The organism is Chryseobacterium nepalense (assembly GCF_023195755.1).
GTDB lineage: Bacteria > Bacteroidota > Bacteroidia > Flavobacteriales > Weeksellaceae > Chryseobacterium > Chryseobacterium nepalense.
On the sequence record NZ_CP096203.1, the window covers coordinates 3,153,764 to 3,174,114 of the forward strand.

Consider the following 20,351-nt stretch of genomic DNA (forward strand, 5'->3'; position numbering starts at 1 on the left):
GCAATGTAAATCCGATTTGTAAATTTGCAAAAAATAAAAAAGAAGTAGAATATGCATAAACTGGCTCTTTTCAGATTGCATTTGATTGTGTTTTTATGGGGATTTACAGCAATTCTGGGAAAATTGATTCATGCCAATGCGGAGATTCTTGTATTCTACAGAATGTTGTTTGCTGCTGTCTTCTTATATCTTTACATCAGAATTTTTAAAAAAGAAAGCATTAAAGTTTCAAAAAAGATCTTTTTCCAGCTTGCGGCAATAGGTTTTTCCATGGCTTTGCACTGGTACTGTTTTTTTTATTCTATTAAAATTTCCAATGTTTCCATTGCTTTAAGCTGTCTTTCATTATCAACCTTATTTGCTTCCATTATGGAACCTATTATTTTTAAACGTAAGATTGATATCTCGGAAGTCATCATGGGTGTTGTGATTGTCGCCTGTATTCTTTTGATATTTAAAACGGAATTCAGATTCAAGGAAGGTATTTTTTACGGAGTATTATGTGCCATTTTCGGAACTGTTTTTTCAGTGTTCAACGGTAAAATGTTTGGAAAGACAAGCTCAGGAAACATTATTTTTTACGAAATATTCTGCGGATGGTCTATTTTAATGATTATTTATCTGTTTACAGGACAAATTTTTCACATGAATGAAATAAGTTACCGTGATATTGCGTTAATATGCTTGTTAGCAAGTGTTTTCACTGCCTTTCCGATGCTGGAATCGGTGAACCTGATGAAATATATTTCGCCTTTTACATTAATTTTAACAGTTAATTTAGAACCGGTTTACGGAATTATACTAGCTTTTTTTATCTTTGGAGAATCAGAACATATGAGTCCTATTTTTTATGTGGCTTCAGGAGTTATGATACTGGCAATCATTGCCAACGGATTGATAAAAGCTAAGAAACAAAAAACTTTAAATTAAGCATCAAATTATATGATGAAAAAATATCTTTTACTTGTATTATCCCTGATGTATGGCATCTCGCAATCGCAGATCATCAGAAAATATTCCAATGAGTTCCTGAATATCGGAGCTGGAGCCAGAGGTCTGGCCATGGGAGGAGCCGTAGTTTCCAATCAGGATGATGTATATTCTCCGATGTGGAATCCTGCAGGACTTATGGCAATAGAAAGAGACTGGCAGGGCGCAGCAATGCACGCAGAATATTTTGAATCTATTGCCAAATATGATTATCTCGCGTATGCTAAAGTTCTGGAAACAGGTGTTTTCGGAGTTTCTGTAGTGAGACTGGGTGTAGATAACATCCTCAATACTACACAGCTTATCGACACTGAAGGAAATATTGATTACGATAAAATTACAAAATTTTCACAGTCAGATTATGCAGCCATACTTTCCTATGCATTCAATCCTGGAGGGAATACCAAATTGGATGTAGGTGTTAATGCTAAAATCGTATACCGAAATGTGGGCAAATTTGCCAACGGCTACGGATTTGGATTTGATGTGGGGGCTATCTATAAAATGGATAATGGGTGGAAGCTGGGAGGTATGCTGAGAGATGCAACAACTACCGTCAACTTCTGGAGCGTTAATCAGAAAGAACTTTCCACGGTGGTTAATGGGGAAGAATTCAACCCGGCACCAAAAGATAAAATGGAACTTACCATGCCGAAACTCAATGTGGGAGCAAGTAAAATCTTCGAGATTAACAGCAGTGTATATATTTTACCGGAAGCCGGCTTAAATATCGATTTTGCTAAAACAGCCGCTCTTATTTCCTCAGACATTGCAAGTATCACTCCTTATGCAGGAGCAGAACTTGGGTATCAGAAAATGATTTTTGTGAGACTTGGGGTCAACAGATTTCAGTCGATCACAGATATTGAAGATCTCAGAAGAAAAGTTTCCTTCCAGCCGAGTGCGGGAATCGGGATCAGATACAGAGGCCTTACGTTAGATTATGCCATTACCAATTCCGGAATCGGAGGATCCAATTTTTATTCCAACTTCTTTTCCCTGAAACTGGATATGGGACAATTCAGAAATGATTAATTTATTTAAAATGAAAAAAATTTCACTGGTTATATTTACGGCATATTCGATGTTTGCTTTCGGACAGAATGTTTCCGATTACAAATACATATCGGTTCCGCAACAGTTCAGGACTTTTAAGGAAGATTTCGGTTTAGTCGATATGTTAAAGAAAACTTTAAAAAGTAAAAATTACACTGTTATACCATATGACAAGTTGCAATGGCCTGGTGAAGCACAAGCTAATCCATGCAGTGTATTGATGGCAGATGTGGTAAATGACAGTAGCCTTTTTAGGAATAGAGTATTGCTGCAGTTTAAGGATTGTAATGACAAAGTAATATCCTCAGCCAAAGGCAGCTCCACCATTAAAGAATTTAAAGAAGGCTTTCAGGACGCACTTGAACAAATTTTTGTGTCAGTTTCCCCTTCTGGACCGTCAGCTCAGGCAGCACCTGCCACTACAACTACTAACACAACATCTTCCGTTACAGAGACAAGAGAAACAGAGATTTCAGGCTCGGCTTCATCTGATAATAATGCCGTAAAATTCAGTAACGGCAAAGTTGATGTCATGAAGGTACAGCTTGATAACAATCAGTTTATTCTGGTAAACTCTAACAGCTCTTCGCCGTATGCAACTTTTAAGACAACAACAAAGGCAGATGTTTTCAGAGTGAAATTGCAGAACGGAGAGGCGACTTTAGGATATTATGAAAACGGAAATATTGTTATTGAAATGCCTAAAGCCAATGGCGAGTATGGCAAGGAAATCTTTGTAAAGAAATAATTCAAATGATAAAAGGTTGGAAAATTTTCCAACCTTTTTTATTCATTATTAAAAAAATCATACACAATTTTAGCCTTACTTTTCCCAAGAATCTCTTCCAGAGTTTCCAGGTTTGATTCTTTAATTCTTTTCACAGATTTTAACCGCGACAAGAGCAGTTCAATTGTTTTTCCGCCCACGCCGGGAATTTCTTCCAGTTCAGATTTTATCGTTGAATTCTTTCTTCTGGTTCTGTGGTGCTTTACGCCAAAACGGTGCGCTTCGTCCCTTACTCTCTGTAAAATTTTAAGGGTCTCAGATTTTTTATCAAGATATAACGGAATGGAATCTTCCGGAAAGAAAAGCTCTTCCAGTCTTTTGGCGATGCCGATGATGGTAATTTTACCATATAACCCCAACAGTCGTAAGCTTTTCACTGCAGAAGAGAGCTGGCCTTTACCTCCGTCGATTAGGATCAGCTGTGGTAAGTCTTCTCCTTCATCCAGCATTCTTTTATAACGCCGGTAAATGACCTCTTCCATCGTTGCAAAATCGTTCGGACCTTCTACAGTTTTAGGATGAAAAATTCTATAGTCTGCTTTGCTGGGTTTTCCGTCTTTGAAAACAACACAGGCGGAAACAGGATTGGTTCCCTGAATATTGGAATTATCAAAACCTTCGATGTGGCGGGGCTCTACAGGCATTCTCAATAGTTTCTGCATCTCTGCCATGATACGGTTGGTGTGTCTTTCCGGATCTACAATCTGTACCTGCTTCAGTTTTTCAAGACGATATTCTTTTGCGTTTTTTTCAGAAAGTTCTACAATACGTTTTTTATCGCCTACTTTCGGGACGATCAGTTTTACGTTCGGAATTTCAATAGCCAGATGAAAAGGCAGCAGCACTTCCTTAGAATCAGAATCAAATTTCTGACGGATTTCAACTAAAGCCTGCTCCATAATTTCTTCATCGGTTTCCTCAAGAATTTTCTTAATTTCGGTCGTGAAACTCTGAATAATATTTCCGTTTCTGATCTTAAAAAAGTTCACATAAGCGGCCGTTTCATCGCTGGTCATACCAAAAACATCCACATCATCGATGCTCGGATTTACGACTGTATTTTTAGCCTGGTAATCTTCAAGAGCATCCAGTCTTTCCTTTACGATTTGTGCGCTTTCAAACTGAAGGTTCGTGGCATATTTCATCATCTGGTTTACCAGATACTCTTTTGCTTTGCGGAAATCTCCTTTGATGATACCACGGATAGCGTCGATCTTTTCATCATAATCTTGTTTGCTTTCCAGGCCTTCACAGGGTCCTTCGCAGTTTTTAATATGATATTCCAGGCAGACTTTGTATTTACCTTCCTCAATCTTTGCAGGAGCCAGATTAAGATTACAGGTTCTCAGCTTGTAAATATGTTTGATGGTATCCAGTAAAATTTTTGCCGGACGCACTTTCGCATAAGGTCCGTAATATTCAGATCCGTCTTTGATTTTGGTTCTCGTTAAAAATATTCTCGGAAAATCTTCATTTTTGATACAAATCCAGGGATAGGTTTTGTCATCCTTCAGCATGACGTTATAAAACGGCTGATGTTCTTTGATGAGATTATTTTCTAATAAAAGTGCATCGTATTCACTATTAACAATAGTAGTTTCCAGGCGGTTTATCTTCCCGACCATTATTCTTGTACGGTAGCCGGAAAGGGTTTTATTGAAATAGGATAGTACTCTTTTCTTCAGATTTTTGGCCTTACCCACGTACAGCAGCTGATCGTTTTTATCATAATAACGATAAACGCCGGGTTCAGATGGTAAAGTTTTGAGCTGTAATTCTAAGGAAGGATTCATATAACAAATTTAAGGAATTTAAAGGCATAAAAAAAGCCGAATAGCTACCTGGGTTTCAGATTCATTTCCTATATCTATTAAATTGTAATAGGGTTGTGCTAATTTTGTTTAAACAGCGGCGTAATAAGATCAGGTTAAATGTTATTATTTATAAAGCCATGTTAATTGGTTATACTTAAAATACAGGTGGTATAATGTGTTGATTTTCAGTATTGATTATCATGGTCTGGAAACGTGCTGATGTTTCTGTCAAAACCTGCTCAGGTTTTTGATAAAAGGTGCTTAGGTTTCAGGTGAAAGGTGCTTAGGTTTTATAAGAAACCTGCGTGGCTTTTAGAATGCATAAAAAATGCTGCCTCTGATAAAGGCAGCATAATTTAATATAGATATAAGATTATCCGTTGCTCATTGACGTATACTCATTCACCAAAAAGCTGAAGTAATCCCATTCCACAGAATTTTTAGGATATTTTTTCATGAATTCTGCATTATCCCCGAAAAGAAAATCATAATTGTCCTCAAAATCATCCTTATGAAGCCACATCACTTTATCACCTTTTTTAACATAATAAGACTTAATAACACCGCCTCCCAGCTGAGGTCCGTACCCGAATGAAACGCCTCCCGTTTCTTTTGCTCTCGGATCATGATAAACAGAAATAATATCATCAAATCCCGGATTGATCACCTGCATCAGGAATTCTTTATCGTCTTTTTTGTTTTTTAGGGAAACCGTTTGGTTTACAAAATATATTCTGTCGCTATTGGTAGTCTTGGTAAGTTTTCGGGTACTGTAATTTCTGATATTCCCCATGTATTTGGCCACTTTTGCAATTTTCTCAGCATTACTTGGGTAGATATACATTTCAGCAATATGATCAGCATCAAAAGTCTCGGTTTTTTTCGTAATGCTGTCTTTTAAGGATACTTCAAAGATCTGTCCTTTTTTGGAGTCTGTTTTGCTGCAGAAACCTTTGTGAACGCTTCCGTCTTTTAAAATAACAGTTGAGGTTTTCTTTGGCGACGGCATATTGAACCCTTCATTGAAAAGGTATTGTTCCATCTTTTTAATTTCTTCTTTGGAGTATTTCACTTTTTGCGCGAAAGATGGAATGCTGGCCAGAACCAGTGCGAGCAGTAATGTTTTAAGTTTCATAAGGATATTAATTTTATTCAGCAGCAAAAATAGGAAATTAATCTGCACATCCTCAGAAAATTTTCATCATATAAAATAAGCTTTCCCAATTATCGCTAAATGTGTAATTTTAGGACAAAATTTAGAGAATGATATACGGTGTAGATGTTTTCAGTTTCCATGATGTTCTGGAGATCTGTAAAACTCCCAATAAAGCTAAACTTAATAAAGCAGCCAGAGAGCAAATTTTAAAATCGCAGAAAAATGTTCAGAAAATTGTAGAGTCAGACCGTTGTGTTTATGGGATCAACACAGGTTTCGGACCTCTTTGCGATACGAAAATTTCAGCCGATGAAACGGCGCTTTTACAATACAATCTGATCATTTCCCATGCAGTAGGTGTGGGGAAGCCTATTGATAAAGAACTTTCAAAAATCATGATGATTGCCAAAGTTCATGCGTTGTCAAAAGGATTTTCGGGAGTTTCTCTGGAAGTCATCGAAAGAATGGTTCTCATGCTGGAAAAAGATATCATCCCAGTTGTTCCGGAGCAGGGATCTGTAGGCGCTTCCGGTGATCTTGCTCCGCTGGCGCATTTGGTATTGCCGCTTTTGGGCCTAGGAAAAGTATGGGTTGGAAACGAGATGTTTCCTACGGCAGAAATTTTAGAGAAAAACGATCTTCTTCCATTGTCATTAGGGCCGAAAGAAGGACTGGGACTGATTAACGGAACACAGTTTATCTTAGCCCACGCGATCAAAGGACTGGAAAAGTTTGAATATTTACTGGATCTTGCTGATATGACGGCAGCTATGAGCCTTGAAGCGTACAGAGGTTCTGCAAGTCCCTTCAAAAAAGAACTTCATGAGATCAGACCTTTTGAAGGCAGTAAAAAAGTGGCCGCAAGAATGCTGAAGTTTCTGAAAGGCTCGGAAAACCTGCAGGCTCATGAAGACTGTGAGCGTGTTCAGGATCCGTATTCCATGCGATGCGTTCCACAGGTTCACGGGGCAAGCAGAAATGCATTTGAACATCTTAAAATGATGGCAGAAACAGAATTGAATTCCGTGACAGATAATCCGATTGTTCTAAGTGCTGAAGAGTCTATCTCAGGCGGTAATTTCCACGGTCAGCTCATGGCTTTACCACTGGATTACGCTACTTTGGCGGCGGCCGAACTGGGAAATATTTCTGACAGAAGAAGTTATTTATTGCTGGAAGGAAAATACGGTTTACCAAGATTATTAACGGAAAGTTCAGGGCTAAACTCCGGATTTATGATCCCTCAGTATACCTCAGCAGCGTTGGTAACAGAGAATAAAACATTATGTTTCCCGGCTTCTGCGGATTCCATCCCTACAAGTCTTGGGCAGGAAGATCACGTTTCCATGGGAAGCATTTCAGGAAGGAAGTTTAATCAGGTTCTGGGAAATCTTGTAAATATTTTAGCTGTCGAACTGATGTTTGCAGCACAGGGCTTAGAATTCAGGAGACCGGCAAAATGCTCTAAAATCATTGAAGAAAACTTCGCAATCTTGCGATCAAAAGTTACTAAACTTGAAGACGACCGATTGATTGGTGAAGATATGCTGGCGATCGCAGAATTGATTAATGAAAGGAAATTCGTGGTAAATTAATAGTATGATAAAAAAAATAATTTTTCTCTTCACGCTGTTTTGCTTTACATTTTCATATGCCCAAGCAAAGCACGAGAAAATCAAAGAATTAATTTCTCTGAGCGGAGCTTTTACCATTTCCAGAGGAATTCCGAAAGAAGTGATTGCAAATTATAAGAAGAAATATAATAATGTCCCTGAATCTGAATGGGCTGGCCTTGAACAGAAAATCAGTGTTGAAGAACTTATAAACAATGTGATTGAAATGTATTCAAGCAGATTTACAGAACCTGAGATTAATGAGTTGCTTGTTTTCTACAAATCAGATCTGGGAAGAAAAATGATTCGTCATTCACAGGATATGATACAAGAAATTCAGACGGCAACGAGTAATTGGGCAATGAAAGTAACTGAAATAATTAATAACGATCTCACGAAGAAGGGATATTTGACTTCTCCGCCGCCGCCCGTATCGGATGGTCCGCCACCTCCAATGATGCCTAAAAAATGATATTCCTAAAGCTCCTTCGTCCGGAGCTTTTGGTTTTTAATCCAATAAAAATTTAGTTATGAAAATTCAGAGAACAGATTCTTCCGGCAGAGATTTTCGGGATTTGGTACAGCTTTTAGATGCTGACCTGGCAGTTCGGAATGGTGAAGATCAGGCGTTTTATAATCAGTTTAATAATATTGATGTGATTAAAAACTGTATCGTAGTTTACGTTGATGAAACTCCTGCGGCGTGTGGCGCATTTAAAAAGTTTGCGGATGATACGGTTGAAATTAAAAGAATGTACACCCATCCGGATTTCAGAAAAAGAGGTTTGGCAACAGCTATTGTGAAAGAGCTTGAAAAGTGGGCAAAAGAATTAAACTATAAAAAAGCGGTTCTGGAAACCTCACTGGAACAGAACGAGGCGCTCTCGGTTTATGAAAAAAGCGGCTATATAAGAATTCCCAATTATGGTCAGTACATTGGTGTTGAGAAGAGTGTCTGTTACGAAAAAATCCTGTAAATTTTCAGTGAATATTATTTTCAGCATAATAAAAATAGGATAAAATTTCATCTTTAAGGTTCTGTAATTCAATGTAAAGTGATATCTTGGTTTACCAATCAAATATTATTTATATGAAGAAACATGTATTTTTAGTACTTATGCTGTTTTTCGTTTTTACAGCATGTAATAGAGATGATCTGCAAAATACAACGGCAGATATGGAAATCACCCAGAAAGATCCGCTTTCTGCAAAACAGATCAATGAAAAGATTAACGAGACCATCAGAACTAAGGGCAGATTTTCCTGGAAAGAATCATCCGATCATTTTATATGGAGTGCTATTTTTCAGGGAAATAAAATTGCTTCGATAGGCTTCGGATCTTCTTTCGACAGAAGCCAGACTCCAGACAGTAAATCTATTGAAACAGCTATTTTACAAGTAATTGAAAAATATGAAGGAAAAAGCGACAGGATGGTATTATCATCGGATCCTTACCTTAATCAGATGGATGTTGTTGTAGAAAAACAGGAAACGGTTATTGCTCTGCGAAAAATGAAGGATATCCGGTATGTAGAGCCAGCGGATTACCGCTATTTTGAAAATGAAAGAAAACTGAACGGCACTGCCAAGTCCAGCAGCTCGTCATCAGGATGCGGATTTGAATCAACTGCCTTGAGCACATCAGATTATACAACCGTAACCCCTAATGCAAAGGCTCCCTGGTCTTTTTCAAAACATAATATTATCAATGCCTGGAGTTACAGTACCGGAGCAGGAGTTACCATTGGTGTGATTGACAGCGGCGTTTCTTCTGAACAGTCATTGCTAGGTTCAAGTTTTAACAACGGATTGTCTTCGGGCAGAAGCATCAGTAAAAACGGAGTCTATGTAGATTCCATATGGCCGTGGAGCAGTGGCTATGACGGTTCGGCAGATCAATGCGGACACGGAACAAGCATGGCTTCTGCAATGGCAGCACCGCGAAATAATATGGGACAGCCGGTGGGAGTTGCCTATAATGCCAATCTGGTAACGTATAGAGCTGCATCCAATGTTGTTCTGGATGGATATCATGAACAGAACGGAGTGAAAATCACATTTACAGAACTGGGAAATAATAACAGTGTAAAAATTATATCGATGTCGATGGGACATATTTTCTCGGTCGGTAAAATAGAAGACGGGGTGAAATATGCCTATTCAAAAGGGAAATTAATCTTCTGTGCGGGTGGAACTTCTACCAGTTTTACCAATTTCGTAGGCGTTATCTTTCCGGCGTGGATGTCTGAAACACAAGCGGTAACGGGAGTGAAAGAAAATACATCTAATCAGAAATGTGATGTGTGTCACTCCGGTGCCGAGATTGATTTTACTTACCAGATGGAAAGAGCTTCGGGAAACAGTATTCCGGTGCTGAGTTACTATAACGGACAAACCGACTACGTGGGCGGATCTTCCGTAGCGACTGCTTCCACTGCAGGAATTGCCGCCTTGGTATGGTCTAAAAATCCTTCCTGGACAAGAGATCAGGTGCTGAACAAAATGCGGCAGTCGGCCACCTATTATCCTAATCCGAACTCTGATTATGGATATGGTAATATCAATGTTCTGCAGGCAGTACAGTAATTAATGATTGATAATTAATAATTAATAATTAATATAGAGACAGCGATAATAATTGCTGTCTTTTTTAATTTTTATAATTGATAACTAGGTACTTTTACGTAATCTAAAATTGAGTATATCTACTCTATCATTTATCTGTTTTCTGAAGTAGCTTTGTCATGTGATCACAACAAAACATTTCGACTTTTACAATTGATAATTTTACCATTATTGATGTATTTGGAGAATTTAAAAACTAAAACTATGGAGCCAGAAACCATTCAAACGGGGCGTATCCGAAAGGCCATAAGAGTAGGAAAACAAAAATATTAATCATGACAGAACAACAAGAAACATTAGTAGGAGGCTGGACAGCATTTCACCCTCTTACTCCGGAAGATCAAAAAGTATTTGACGAAGCAATGAAAGGATTTGTGGGAGTAAAATATTCACCTTACGAAGTATCAACACAAGTGGTAAATGGCACCAATTACCGTTTCAAATGCGACGCTTCAATGCCACCAGCAGATGTTGTTTGGCAGGCAATCGTGGAAATCTATCAGCCGATTAATGGTCAGCCACACGTTGTTGGTATTACAAGAATCTAAAAAGCTTTATGCATATTCTAAGGTCGGGGAATTTTATTCCTCGATTTTTTATTGTTTAAATATCAGCCAATCCTTACACTCGTCATACTAAGCGAACCGCCGATCAGTTCATCATTGAACAAAGACAGCTCATCTGAAGAAGTTTTCAATCCCAGTGTATAAATTAGGGGAAGATAATGATCAGGAGTCGGAACGGCATACTGCAGGGAAATTCCCTGGTTTTGATATTCAATAATATTTTTAAAATTTCCGTCCAATAGCCAGTTGTTGGTTTTTTCGTGTGCTTCAATGGCCCAGTCCCATCCAGCTCCCACAGTATTGATATTTCTCCAGTCAATAAGCCTTAAATTGTGAATGATATTTCCGCTCCCGATAATCAGAATTCCTTTTTCGCGAAGTTTGTTCAGTTTTTGGGCTAAATCAAAATGATATTGCGGAGGTTTTGAATAATCAATGCTCATCTGGATTACCGGAATATCCGCTTCGGGATACATGTGCTTAATAACAGACCATGCACCATGATCCAGCCCCCAGCTGTGGTCTTCTTCTACAAAAACGGGCTCCAATAATTTAGCGGTCTCTTTAGCCAGTTCCGGAGATCCCGGAGCAGGATATTGTACATCAAAAAGCGCCTGTGGAAAACCACCGAAATCATGAATGGTTCTCGGCATCGGCATGGCGGTCACTTTAGTTCCTGCCGTGAACCAGTGTGCCGAAATACATAAAATGGCATTTGGTTTCGGAATCTCAGAAGCGGCCTTGCGGAATCCCTGTACAAACTGGTTTTCTTCAATGGCATTCATTGGAGAGCCGTGCCCCAGAAACAAGACCGGCATTTTTGCGGTATTGCTGAAAAGATCACTTATGTTTTGCAGATCGTTGAGGTTCATTTTATCTCATATTTCATTAAAAAGGTTCAAGGCTTTAATCCCTGAACCTTTTATGTTTAATTGTATTTTTTTATGGAACAGGATTGGCATCCTGTTCTGAAATAAGCCGTCCCTTCGGGACTCCTGTATTTTTGTTTTTTTAATAAACCGGATTAACATCCGATTCTGTTATAGATCGTCCCTTCGGGACTCCTCAAATTCTGTTGAATGAATTATGCCTGTTTTACAAACTGTAATTCCCCGGCGATTTTCACTTCTTCACTTACCATTACACCTCCTGCTTCAAGAGCTGCATTCCAGTTCAGTCCGAAATCCTTTCTGTTAATTTTCCCTTCAAAAGAAAAACCAGCTTTTGTATTTCCCCAAGGATCTACATTGATTCCGTTAAAATCAACGTCTAATGTTACAGGCTTTGTAATTCCGTTGATGGTAAGATTTCCTGTTACTTCGTTGTTTAGGGCTGAAGATTCAAAAGTGATGGTAGGATTTGCTTCTGCGTTAAAGAACTCTGCGGATCTCAGGTGATTATCTCTGTCTGTATTATGCGTAGAGATAGAAGCCGTCTGAATGGTAGCTGTTGTTTTAGCGTTGGAGAAACTATCGTCATCAGCATCGATCTCTGCTGTAAAATCGGTAAAGTTTCCTTTGATGTTAGAGATCATCATGTGTTTTACTTTAAAAGTAAGTTCACTATGTGCCGGGTCTAATGTCCATTTTGTTGCCATTGTTTTGTAATTTTGATTGTTATTAATGATGCAAATTTATATCAGAATACAGGTTCATTTCATTGACGTAGGATAAGAAATGATTTTTGTTTGATTTAAATATGAAATTGAATTATGTTCATATTATTTTTAAATTTAATTAACAAAAAGGTACGCAATATTTAGCCATAAATACCACAATTCCAATCCTAGTGTTTTATTTTAACATTTTCTTAACGGCTCGTATTTATTTCTTATTTTTGGAGGATTCAATTTTTACCAAATGAAATTATATAAATTTTCTTTACTGATGCTGTTTCTGGGGAATTATGCATTCGCCCAGACTCAGAAATTTACGATGGCAGAGGCTGTTAATGGGTTGAGAAGTAATCTTGCAGTGAAAAATATTTCCCAGTTTTCATGGTCCGGTGACGGAAAATCCTATATTCAGGCAGTGAAAGGCGGTTATCTCATTACCGATCTGAAAACAACTAAACAGGACACTCTCTTATCTTTAACACAATTAAACAGAAATCTTGCCGATAATAAATTAAAAGCGGTTCCGCAGATCAAGTTCATCAGCAATTCCAAAGGCTATTTTAATGCTGAAGGGAAAATAACCTGGATTGAAAAATCCGGGAGCGACTGGAAAATAAAAAATCAGTTCGCGATGGATCAGAATGCCTCAGATCTGAAACTTTTCGGGGACAACCAGACTTTTGCCTTTACGGTAAAGAATAATTTATTTATCAATAAAAATGGTAAAAACATCGCCGTAACAAATGATACGGATGAAAATATCCTGAACGGGGCATCCAATGTTCACCGTAATGAATTCGGGATTGATACCGGAATTTTTCCGGCACCGAATTCTGAAAGTGTAGCTTTCTATAGAATGGATCAGACCATGGTTGCAGATTACCCGATCATCGACTGGTCTGTAACACCTGCTGTCAATCACAATATCAAATATCCGATGGCAGGACAGACTTCCCATCAGGTGACTTTGGGAGTATTTAATATCAAAAATCAGTCAACCACATTTTTGAAAATTGAAGGTGAAAAAGACCAATATTTAACGGCGGTTACCTGGAGCCCGGATTCTAAATATATTTTTGTAGGCGTGCTAAACAGAGGGCAGAATCACCTTACAATGAATCAGTATGATGCGGCAACAGGAAATTTTATAAAAACATTATTTGAAGAAACCAGCGATAAATACGTAGAACCTCAGCATCCGCTTATCTTCTTCCCGAATTCCAACACGGATTTTATCTGGCAGAGCCAGAGAACAGGCTACAACCATTTGTTTCATTACAGCCTGGAAAAAGGTCTTGTTGCTCAGATTACCAAAGGAGACTGGCTGGTTACGGATATTTTAGGTTTTAATGAAAAGAAAAAAGAAATTTATTTTGCTTCCACCAAAGAAACTCCATTGGAGAAACATTTGTACAGAATCAACTGGATCAATTTCAAAATGCAGCGGCTGGATAATGCGGATGGTATTCATACAGGAATTTTAAGCAGTGACGGAAACCATTTGTATGATATTTACAGCAATGCGAATACGCCGAGGGTAGCGAATATCATCAATACAAATAACCTGAAATCAAATACTATTTTAACAGCTGAAAATCCGCTGAAAAATTACCAGCGACCGGAAATTAAGAATGTAACGTTAAAAGCTGACGACGGGACTCTGTTATATGGCAAAATCATCCTTCCGACCAATTTTGATGCATCTAAAAAATATCCGGTTATCGTTTATTTATACAATGGCCCGCATTTACAGTTAATTACCAATTCATTTCCGGCATCCGGGAATCTTTGGTACGAATATATGGCGCAGAACGGATATATCATCTTCACGATGGATGGAAGGGGTTCCGCAAACAGAGGCTTAAAGTTTGAGCAGGCTGTTTTCAGAAACCTGGGAACTACCGAGATGAATGACCAGATGAAAGGAGTTGATTACCTGAAATCATTACCGTATGTTGATTCTGAGCGGATGGGAATTCACGGATGGAGCTTCGGAGGATTTATGACAACCAGCTTTATGCTTCGTCATCCTGAAGTGTTTAAAGTGGGCGTTGCAGGCGGTCCGGTGATCGACTGGAGCATGTATGAGATCATGTACGGGGAACGATACATGGATACGCCGCAGGAAAATCCGCAAGGATATGCAAAAGCCAATCTTCTGGATAAAGTACAGAATCTCAAAGGAAAGCTGTTAATGATTCACGGAGCGCAGGACGATGTGGTGGTATGGCAGCATTCGGTTAAATTTATCAAATCTGCTGTTGATAACGGGGTACAGGTAGATTATTTTGTATATCCGGGACATCCGCACAATGTAATCGGAAAAGACAGAGTACACCTTATGCAGAAAGTAACGGATTATTTTGATTTATATCTGAAAAAATAATTCCTGCTTCATCATGAATTTTATAAAAAAAGACAGAGTACACTTTCATACGTTTGATTCGTTGAGGTTTCTGTCTTTTTTGTTGGTCTTTCTGCACCATTCACCGGTTCCTGAAAATAGTTTTCTTCATTATTTTGCTAAAGAAGGGGGAATTGGTGTTTCTTTTTTCTTTGTACTGAGTGGATTTTTAATTACCTATATTCTTATTGTTGAGAAAATAAATACTGATGGGAAAATTGACCTGAAAAAGTTTTTTTTAAGAAGAATATTAAGAATCTGGCCTTTGTATTATGCCATGGTTTTATTTGCATTCTGCACGCCTTTTGTCCTTGATTTTTTTCACATTTCCTATTCCAATGAAGGATATGAACCCAATTGGTTTTTAACATGTGCTTTCCTGGAAAATTACATGCAGATGTGGACGGGCACGTTCCCTAATGTTTCGCCGTTAAACGTCATCTGGTCGCTTTGTATCGAAGAACATTTTTATATCTTTTGGGGACTGTCCTTTTACTGGATTTCGTTAAAAAATATCCCGAAAATGCTCTTAGGGTGTATTGTTTTTTCATTTGTGATGCAGGCTGTATATCAACATTACGGGATCATTACGCTGGATCTTTTTACCAATATTCATTATTTTGCTTTCGGTGGAATTCCGGCTTATATTTTTGTTTTCAGAAAGAATATTATTAAAAAGCTGGAACAGATTCCCGCAATTTACAAATACTTCTATGCGTTATCTGTTCTTACAATAATTGTTCTGACAGCGAATACCCGTATCATATCTGATCCTAAAGTAATCTCATTGCTGCTGAGTATTTTGTTTTCAGGATTGATCCTGTTGACACTGGGAAATAAAAATACATTTAAGATTCCAGATAATAGTATACTGGCAAAATTGGGAAAATATACGTACGGCTTGTATTTATTGCACACGATTTTCATTATGTTTTTTGTAAATACAGGAAGTTTACTTCAATGGAATTGGATCATTATTGTGCTCCTGTCATTCATCTCTTCAGTCATTTTTTCTATATTATCCTATCATCTTTTCGAGAAGCAGTTTCTGAAACTGAAAAGCAAGGTGTAGATTCAGCACTTCGTTTCTTATCAAAGATCAATGTGTCTGTTTTTTGGATAAAGTACCTTTGTATCATAAAATCAACAATATGGAATTAGGTATCGGAATGTTTGGCGATCTGGCAGTAGAACAGTCAACCGGAAAATATAAAGATGCGGGAATTAAAATCCGTGAAATAATAGATCAGGTAAAATTAATGGATGAAGTGGGAATTGATGTTTTTGCTATGGGTGAACATCACCGTCCTGACTATGCGGTTTCATCGCCGGAAATTGTGCTGGCTGCAGCGGCAAGTGTTACCAGAAATATAAAGCTTGCAAGTGGAGTAACGGTTTTAAGCTCCTCTGAACCCGTAAAAGTATATGAAGATTTTGCAACAATCGACTTGATTTCAGACGGACGTGCGGAAATTTTCGTGGGCCGTGGGAGCTTCATTGAATCTTTTCCGCTCTACGGATATTCTTTGAATGATTACGAAGAGCTCTTCGATGAAAAACTGGAATTGCTTTTAAAGATCAATTCAGAAGAAAACGTTTCCTGGTCTGGAAAACTTCGTGCACCCATGCAGAATCAGACTGTTTACCCAAGAGCTAAAAATGAAGGAAGGCTTCCGATCTGGAGAGCCGTTGGCGGCACACCGAAGTCTGTTTTAAGCGCTGCAAAATTGGGAATGCCTCTGGTTGTTGCGATCATTGGCGGAATGCCGATACAGTTTAAAAATCTGATCGATTTTTATAAACAGGAATATCTGAAAGCCGGCCATCCGGAATCTGAAATGCAGATTGCCATTCACTCGCATACTTTTGTAAGTGAAGATCAGGCGGTAATAGACGGATATTTCCACAACTATAAGTCGCAAATGGACAGAATTGGTTCTGCAAGAGGCTGGGCGCCGTACACCAAAATGCAGTATGAAGGTGGAAGAAGCAAAGACGGTGCATTATTCATTGGGAATACTAGTGAAGTTGCTGATAAAATTGCTTACATGAAAGAGATTTTCGGGATTACGAGATTCATCGGGCATATGGACGTCGGAGCTCCGGAAAACGAAGTCATGATGAAATCCATCGAATTGTTCGGTGAAAAAGTCGGTCCACAGGTAAGATAATAAGAATTCCGCTGAAATAACTTCAGCGGAATTTATTTTAAGCGGAAAGATCAAACTTTGCTTTATATTCATTCAGAAGTTCGGCAAGCTTGTCTGCAGACATTCCGTAGGTGTCTGGAAAGCCTCCCTGTCGGCGCTTCAGCTTTTCTCCGGCGAGATTTTTATTCAGGTTAAAAATCACAAGCTTATTAAAGGCCACCCATTTTGTTTCAAAAGAACTCACCGCCTGCCATGGAATAAATGTCGTCCTGAAAAGGTTTTTCATTTCAATTCCTTTTTCATCAATTTTAAGATAAGAGGAACCGGGAATAAGATTAAGAAGAAAAACGATAAAACAGAGACCGAAAAACACAATATTCAGAATTGCAATGAGCATATTTCTATCCAGAAGAGAGATTCCTAAAACAACAAATCCGATGCTGATGACTAGTAAAATACTGCTTTTTACTTTTCCTGGTTTTAAAATAAGAGGTATATTTTGCATGTTATATTAATTTAACAATAATTAATTAGTTTATACAATTTCAATCTGGCTGCCTTTTTCTTCATCCTTAATGATGTTCAGCGATACGGGGATTTTTTCTTTCAGCTCTTCCACATGGGAAATGATGCCCACAATTCTGTTTTCTTTCTGAAGATTCACAAGGGTTTCAAAAACAATATTTACCGATTCCAGATCCTGCGTCCCGAAACCTTCATCGATAAAGAAGAAATTTTTTTCCGCTTTTGCATTGCTCTGAACACTCTCTGCCAATGCCAGAGCCAGACTCAGCGAGACCTGAAAGGCCTGTCCGCCGGATAGGGTTTTCACGCTTCTGCTGCGGCCTTCGTTGAGGTAATCGATGATTTCAAATTCATTGTTATCATTGAGCTGCAGGCTCAGCTGATTTCGTGTCATCCTGTGAAAGCGTACATTCGCATGGTCACAAAGCTGCCGAAGGTAAATGGATGAAACATACTGCACAAATCCCGCACCTTTAAAGAGATTTGTCATGATTTTAAGATTTTCCGCCCGTTTCTTAAGCTGTGATAAAAGCTTTAGAAGATCTTCTTTTTTCTTAAATTCTTTCTCCAGCCTTTCAATTTCGGATTTAATTTTTACAATAGTGTCGTTAGCAGTTTTTACTTCTGTTTCAAGGGAGGCAAACCGGCTTTCAACCGCTGAAAACTCTTCCTGGTCAAAGGCGAAATTTTTTAATTTTTGTTCAAGCTCAGTGATGCTGTTTTTTAAGGTTTGAAACTTAATTTTAAATTCCTCAATAAGACCTTTTGCCTCCTGAACATCAATTTTCTCTGCCAGAATTTCCAGCACTTTATGCTGGTCAAATTGCTGTTCGGCTAATGCTGTTTCAATTAAAAGCATATTGCCTGCCATTTCCTGTTCCAATTCGGAGATCCGTTTTTCCAACTGACTCACAATGGTTTTCTGCTCTGCCAGTTTGGGCGAAATTTCTTTTTCTTCTTTAATTAACTGATTATAATTCTGCTCCGTCTCGCGATTGGATTCGGAGAGCTTGTGAAAAATTTCTTCCACTTCCTGAGCTGTTTTACCAGTATAATTTTTCCATTCCAGAATTTTCAGGTTGGCTTCATTGGTTTTGATCTGTTCTTCTTTTTTCGCTTCGTCCAGCCGGAATTTTTCCAGTGCCTTATTGTAGTTGTCGAGATTGTTTCTTTCTTTGTCCAGGTTTTTCTGTTCCGTACTGATTTGCTCATTCAGTTCTTCCAGAAGCTTTTCGATAGTGAAAGAACGTTGTCTCTGTTCTTCAAAATCAGCTTCATGGTCTGCATTAAATTCTTTCCAGGTAAAACTTTTAAGATGCTTTTCGATCTCAATCTGAATCTGTTTTGCCTGATCTTCCTCATATTTCAGCTGTTCTTCAAAGATTTTCCTACGGTCAAGAACTTTCTCCGCTGCTGATAATTTTTTCTGAATGTCTTCTTTCTGATGATCCAGCTGATCCATTTGCTGCTGAATGTCATGTAATTCTGACGTTACGTCATGATATTGCATCATATTCGGATGTTCCAGAGAGCCGCAAAGCGGACAGGCTTCTCCGTCATGCAGTTCGCTGGCAAAATGAGAAAGTTTCTGCTGAACTTCCAGCTGATTCCGTTTTTCATACAGTTTTCTTTTCTGATTTTCCAGATTTTCAGCCTGAATCCTGAAATCGTCTTTAAAGTTTTCAGGATTAATTTTTAAAAATGTGAGCTCTTCGGAAATAGAAATAATTTCATTTTTTTTAGCATCAGCTTTTTTGATTTGGATGTTCAGGTTTTCTTTTAATTTTTTCTGTTCCAGAAACCAGTTTCCTACGCTCAAAAGTAATCCGGGATCAATTTTTCCGGGCTTTAAAGCTTCAGATTTTTTAAAAAGCTCTTCTATTTTTTCCTGAATCTGTTTCTGAACGGCTTGCACTTCTGTTACCTTTTGGGATCCGTTTTCAGTTCTTTCCTTCAGGATTTTAATTTCATCGGAAACTTTTATCATTTGCAGGATCATGCCCAAATCATTTTCCTGGAGTTTAGATTGATGCAGGACTTCGTACTGAGGCTGTATTGCAGCAAGTTTATTTTTCAGCTTTTCAAATTGAAGCTCCGTGTTTTTTACAATGGCCAGCTGGTGTTCTTTGAGCCGGGCTTGTTCTTCAATCTCTTTTACCAGCTTGTTTTTTTCAGAAAACAAAGGGATAAATATCCGGGATATCCGGTCATAGAGTTCCGTTTTTGTTTCCAGAAGATCAACATTTTCTTTTTGTTCGGAAAGCTTTTGAAAATGGGCTTTCTTCTCTTCCAGTACTTCAAAGTCTTCTTTTAAACTCTTCAGCCTGGAATAGGTGTTTTCTGTCTCCTGGAATTGTTTCAATACTGCTTGGTATTTTTCCTGTTCCTGGTTGAGGGTTTCTTTAATTGATGAAATCTTTTCTTCATTTACCTCTTCAAACCCTTTCAGTTGTCCTTCCAGCTGATCAAGTTCTGAGCGGTTTTTAGCATTAATAAGCGAAACATTGTTTTGAAGATCAAAGCGCTGGAGCCCGAAGATCTCTTTCATCATATTTGTCCTGTCGGCAGCTCCCAGTTCCAGAAATTCTTTAAATTGTCCCTGAGGAATAATAATCGTCCTTTTAAAATTAGCATAGCTTAATCCTACAATCTGTTCTGCATTTGAATGATCAAGCGGGATCCAATTATTGTTTTTCCACTCATAAAATGTGACCGACGGTGTTTTTACATCTTCAAAATTTTTAGAATTCCTTTTAAATTCACGTGTCGCGCGGTATTTTTTATTTTCAGAGCTTATAAAATCAAATTCGATATAAGATCGGTTTGATTTCAGGTTCATCATATTGTAAGTACGTCGGTCGCGGGCATTAAGTCGCTCGGTTTCACCGTAGAGTGCAAATGAAATAGCCTCCAGGATTGAAGATTTTCCTGAACCTACGGCTCCGAAAATACCGAATAGTCCTGCTGCCGTAAGATTTTCAAAATCTATTTTCTGACGTTCCTGGTAAGAATAAATACCTTCTAAAGTTAGCTGAATTGGAATCATAAG

17 protein-coding genes are annotated in these 20,351 nt (G+C 38.2%); 11 read left to right on the plus strand and 6 right to left on the minus strand.

Annotated elements, in window-relative coordinates; all coding sequences use genetic code 11:
- Window positions 1-51 precede the first annotated feature (51 nt).
- The 3 genes from M0D58_RS14145 to M0D58_RS14155 are packed head-to-tail and all read left to right on the plus strand — an operon-like array spanning window position 52 to window position 2,794.
- On the plus strand, window positions 52-930 hold the full coding sequence (locus M0D58_RS14145) for a DMT family transporter (protein ID WP_248390722.1): 879 nt from the start codon (window positions 52-54) through the stop codon (window positions 928-930).
- 15 nt (window positions 931-945) lie between these two features.
- Complete coding sequence (locus M0D58_RS14150; protein ID WP_248394984.1) at window positions 946-2,025, plus strand: putative type IX sorting system protein PorV2; 1,080 nt, start codon at window positions 946-948, stop codon at window positions 2,023-2,025.
- A gap of 10 nt (window positions 2,026-2,035) precedes the next feature.
- Window positions 2,036-2,794, plus strand: a complete 759-nt coding sequence (locus tag M0D58_RS14155; protein WP_248390724.1) for a hypothetical protein — start codon at window positions 2,036-2,038, stop codon at window positions 2,792-2,794.
- Between the two features lie 38 nt (window positions 2,795-2,832).
- On the opposite strand, the gene uvrC is transcribed toward M0D58_RS14155, so the two are convergent.
- Window positions 2,833-4,626, minus strand: a complete 1,794-nt coding sequence (gene uvrC, locus M0D58_RS14160) for an excinuclease ABC subunit UvrC (RefSeq protein WP_248390726.1) — start codon at window positions 4,624-4,626, stop codon at window positions 2,833-2,835.
- A 394-nt stretch (window positions 4,627-5,020) separates the two neighbouring features.
- Window positions 5,021-5,782 carry a hypothetical protein gene (locus M0D58_RS14165; protein WP_248390729.1) on the minus strand — a complete coding sequence of 254 codons (762 nt, stop codon included), beginning with the start codon at window positions 5,780-5,782 and terminating at the stop codon, window positions 5,021-5,023.
- A gap of 128 nt (window positions 5,783-5,910) precedes the next feature.
- Here M0D58_RS14165 and hutH point away from each other — a divergent pair, with 128 nt between their 5' ends.
- The 5 genes from hutH (at window position 5,911) to M0D58_RS14190 (ending at window position 10,590) form a co-directional block, all read left to right on the plus strand.
- Entirely contained in the window at window positions 5,911-7,398 is a 1,488-nt protein-coding gene (gene hutH / locus M0D58_RS14170; RefSeq protein ID WP_248390732.1) for a histidine ammonia-lyase, read from the plus strand.
- A gap of 4 nt (window positions 7,399-7,402) precedes the next feature.
- A complete protein-coding gene (locus tag M0D58_RS14175) occupies window positions 7,403-7,888 on the plus strand; it encodes a DUF2059 domain-containing protein (RefSeq protein WP_248390748.1) in 486 nt (161 codons plus the stop codon).
- A 58-nt stretch (window positions 7,889-7,946) separates the two neighbouring features.
- On the plus strand, window positions 7,947-8,393 hold the full coding sequence (locus M0D58_RS14180) for a GNAT family N-acetyltransferase (protein WP_248390751.1): 447 nt from the start codon (window positions 7,947-7,949) through the stop codon (window positions 8,391-8,393).
- Between the two features lie 113 nt (window positions 8,394-8,506).
- A complete protein-coding gene (locus tag M0D58_RS14185; protein ID WP_248390753.1) occupies window positions 8,507-10,003 on the plus strand; it encodes a S8 family peptidase in 1,497 nt (498 codons plus the stop codon).
- A 314-nt stretch (window positions 10,004-10,317) separates the two neighbouring features.
- Complete coding sequence (locus M0D58_RS14190) at window positions 10,318-10,590, plus strand: hypothetical protein (protein ID WP_248390756.1); 273 nt, start codon at window positions 10,318-10,320, stop codon at window positions 10,588-10,590.
- A 62-nt stretch (window positions 10,591-10,652) separates the two neighbouring features.
- Here the strand turns inward: M0D58_RS14190 and ygiD are convergent, their stop codons facing one another.
- Window positions 10,653-11,480 (minus strand): 4,5-DOPA-extradiol-dioxygenase, encoded by an 828-nt coding sequence (gene ygiD / locus M0D58_RS14195; protein ID WP_248390759.1) that lies wholly within the window; start codon window positions 11,478-11,480, stop codon window positions 10,653-10,655.
- Window positions 11,481-11,692: 212 nt separating this feature from the next.
- Window positions 11,693-12,205, minus strand: a complete 513-nt coding sequence (locus M0D58_RS14200; protein ID WP_169229187.1) for a YceI family protein — start codon at window positions 12,203-12,205, stop codon at window positions 11,693-11,695.
- Between the two features lie 262 nt (window positions 12,206-12,467).
- Here M0D58_RS14200 and M0D58_RS14205 point away from each other — a divergent pair, with 262 nt between their 5' ends.
- The 3 genes from M0D58_RS14205 to M0D58_RS14215 all read left to right on the plus strand — a co-directional run bounded on the left by M0D58_RS14205 (window position 12,468) and on the right by M0D58_RS14215 (window position 16,798).
- Window positions 12,468-14,609, plus strand: a complete 2,142-nt coding sequence (locus tag M0D58_RS14205) for a S9 family peptidase (RefSeq protein WP_248390761.1) — start codon at window positions 12,468-12,470, stop codon at window positions 14,607-14,609.
- A 13-nt stretch (window positions 14,610-14,622) separates the two neighbouring features.
- The gene (locus M0D58_RS14210; RefSeq protein ID WP_248390762.1) at window positions 14,623-15,699 is read left to right on the plus strand and encodes an acyltransferase family protein; all 1,077 of its coding nucleotides are present in this window, start codon (window positions 14,623-14,625) and stop codon (window positions 15,697-15,699) included.
- 79 nt (window positions 15,700-15,778) lie between these two features.
- Entirely contained in the window at window positions 15,779-16,798 is a 1,020-nt protein-coding gene (locus M0D58_RS14215; RefSeq protein ID WP_248390763.1) for an LLM class flavin-dependent oxidoreductase, read from the plus strand.
- Between the two features lie 37 nt (window positions 16,799-16,835).
- Here the strand turns inward: M0D58_RS14215 and M0D58_RS14220 are convergent, their stop codons facing one another.
- Together M0D58_RS14220 and M0D58_RS14225 are read right to left on the minus strand one after the other, a co-directional pair.
- A complete protein-coding gene (locus tag M0D58_RS14220; RefSeq protein ID WP_248390765.1) occupies window positions 16,836-17,282 on the minus strand; it encodes a PH domain-containing protein in 447 nt (148 codons plus the stop codon).
- Window positions 17,283-17,312: 30 nt separating this feature from the next.
- Window positions 17,313-20,348, minus strand: coding sequence for an AAA family ATPase (locus M0D58_RS14225; RefSeq protein ID WP_248390767.1), 3,036 nt, complete (start codon window positions 20,346-20,348; stop codon window positions 17,313-17,315).
- Window positions 20,349-20,351 lie beyond the last annotated feature (3 nt).

Excerpts from the sequence above, each read along its gene's own strand:
- M0D58_RS14145 (WP_248390722.1), top strand. The coding sequence starts at position 52 with ATGCATAAACTGGCTCTTTTCAGATTGCATTTGATTGTGTTTTTATGG.
- M0D58_RS14150 (WP_248394984.1), top strand. The coding sequence starts at position 946 with ATGAAAAAATATCTTTTACTTGTATTATCCCTGATGTATGGCATCTCG.
- M0D58_RS14155 (WP_248390724.1), top strand. The coding sequence starts at position 2,036 with ATGAAAAAAATTTCACTGGTTATATTTACGGCATATTCGATGTTTGCT.
- uvrC (WP_248390726.1), bottom strand. The coding sequence starts at position 4,626 with ATGAATCCTTCCTTAGAATTACAGCTCAAAACTTTACCATCTGAACCC.
- M0D58_RS14165 (WP_248390729.1), bottom strand. The coding sequence starts at position 5,782 with ATGAAACTTAAAACATTACTGCTCGCACTGGTTCTGGCCAGCATTCCA.
- hutH (WP_248390732.1), top strand. The coding sequence starts at position 5,911 with ATGATATACGGTGTAGATGTTTTCAGTTTCCATGATGTTCTGGAGATC.
- M0D58_RS14175 (WP_248390748.1), top strand. The coding sequence starts at position 7,403 with ATGATAAAAAAAATAATTTTTCTCTTCACGCTGTTTTGCTTTACATTT.
- M0D58_RS14180 (WP_248390751.1), top strand. The coding sequence starts at position 7,947 with ATGAAAATTCAGAGAACAGATTCTTCCGGCAGAGATTTTCGGGATTTG.
- M0D58_RS14185 (WP_248390753.1), top strand. The coding sequence starts at position 8,507 with ATGAAGAAACATGTATTTTTAGTACTTATGCTGTTTTTCGTTTTTACA.
- M0D58_RS14190 (WP_248390756.1), top strand. The coding sequence starts at position 10,318 with ATGACAGAACAACAAGAAACATTAGTAGGAGGCTGGACAGCATTTCAC.
- ygiD (WP_248390759.1), bottom strand. The coding sequence starts at position 11,480 with ATGAACCTCAACGATCTGCAAAACATAAGTGATCTTTTCAGCAATACC.
- M0D58_RS14200 (WP_169229187.1), bottom strand. The coding sequence starts at position 12,205 with ATGGCAACAAAATGGACATTAGACCCGGCACATAGTGAACTTACTTTT.
- M0D58_RS14205 (WP_248390761.1), top strand. The coding sequence starts at position 12,468 with ATGAAATTATATAAATTTTCTTTACTGATGCTGTTTCTGGGGAATTAT.
- M0D58_RS14210 (WP_248390762.1), top strand. The coding sequence starts at position 14,623 with ATGAATTTTATAAAAAAAGACAGAGTACACTTTCATACGTTTGATTCG.
- M0D58_RS14215 (WP_248390763.1), top strand. The coding sequence starts at position 15,779 with ATGGAATTAGGTATCGGAATGTTTGGCGATCTGGCAGTAGAACAGTCA.
- M0D58_RS14220 (WP_248390765.1), bottom strand. The coding sequence starts at position 17,282 with ATGCAAAATATACCTCTTATTTTAAAACCAGGAAAAGTAAAAAGCAGT.
- M0D58_RS14225 (WP_248390767.1), bottom strand. The coding sequence starts at position 20,348 with ATGATTCCAATTCAGCTAACTTTAGAAGGTATTTATTCTTACCAGGAA.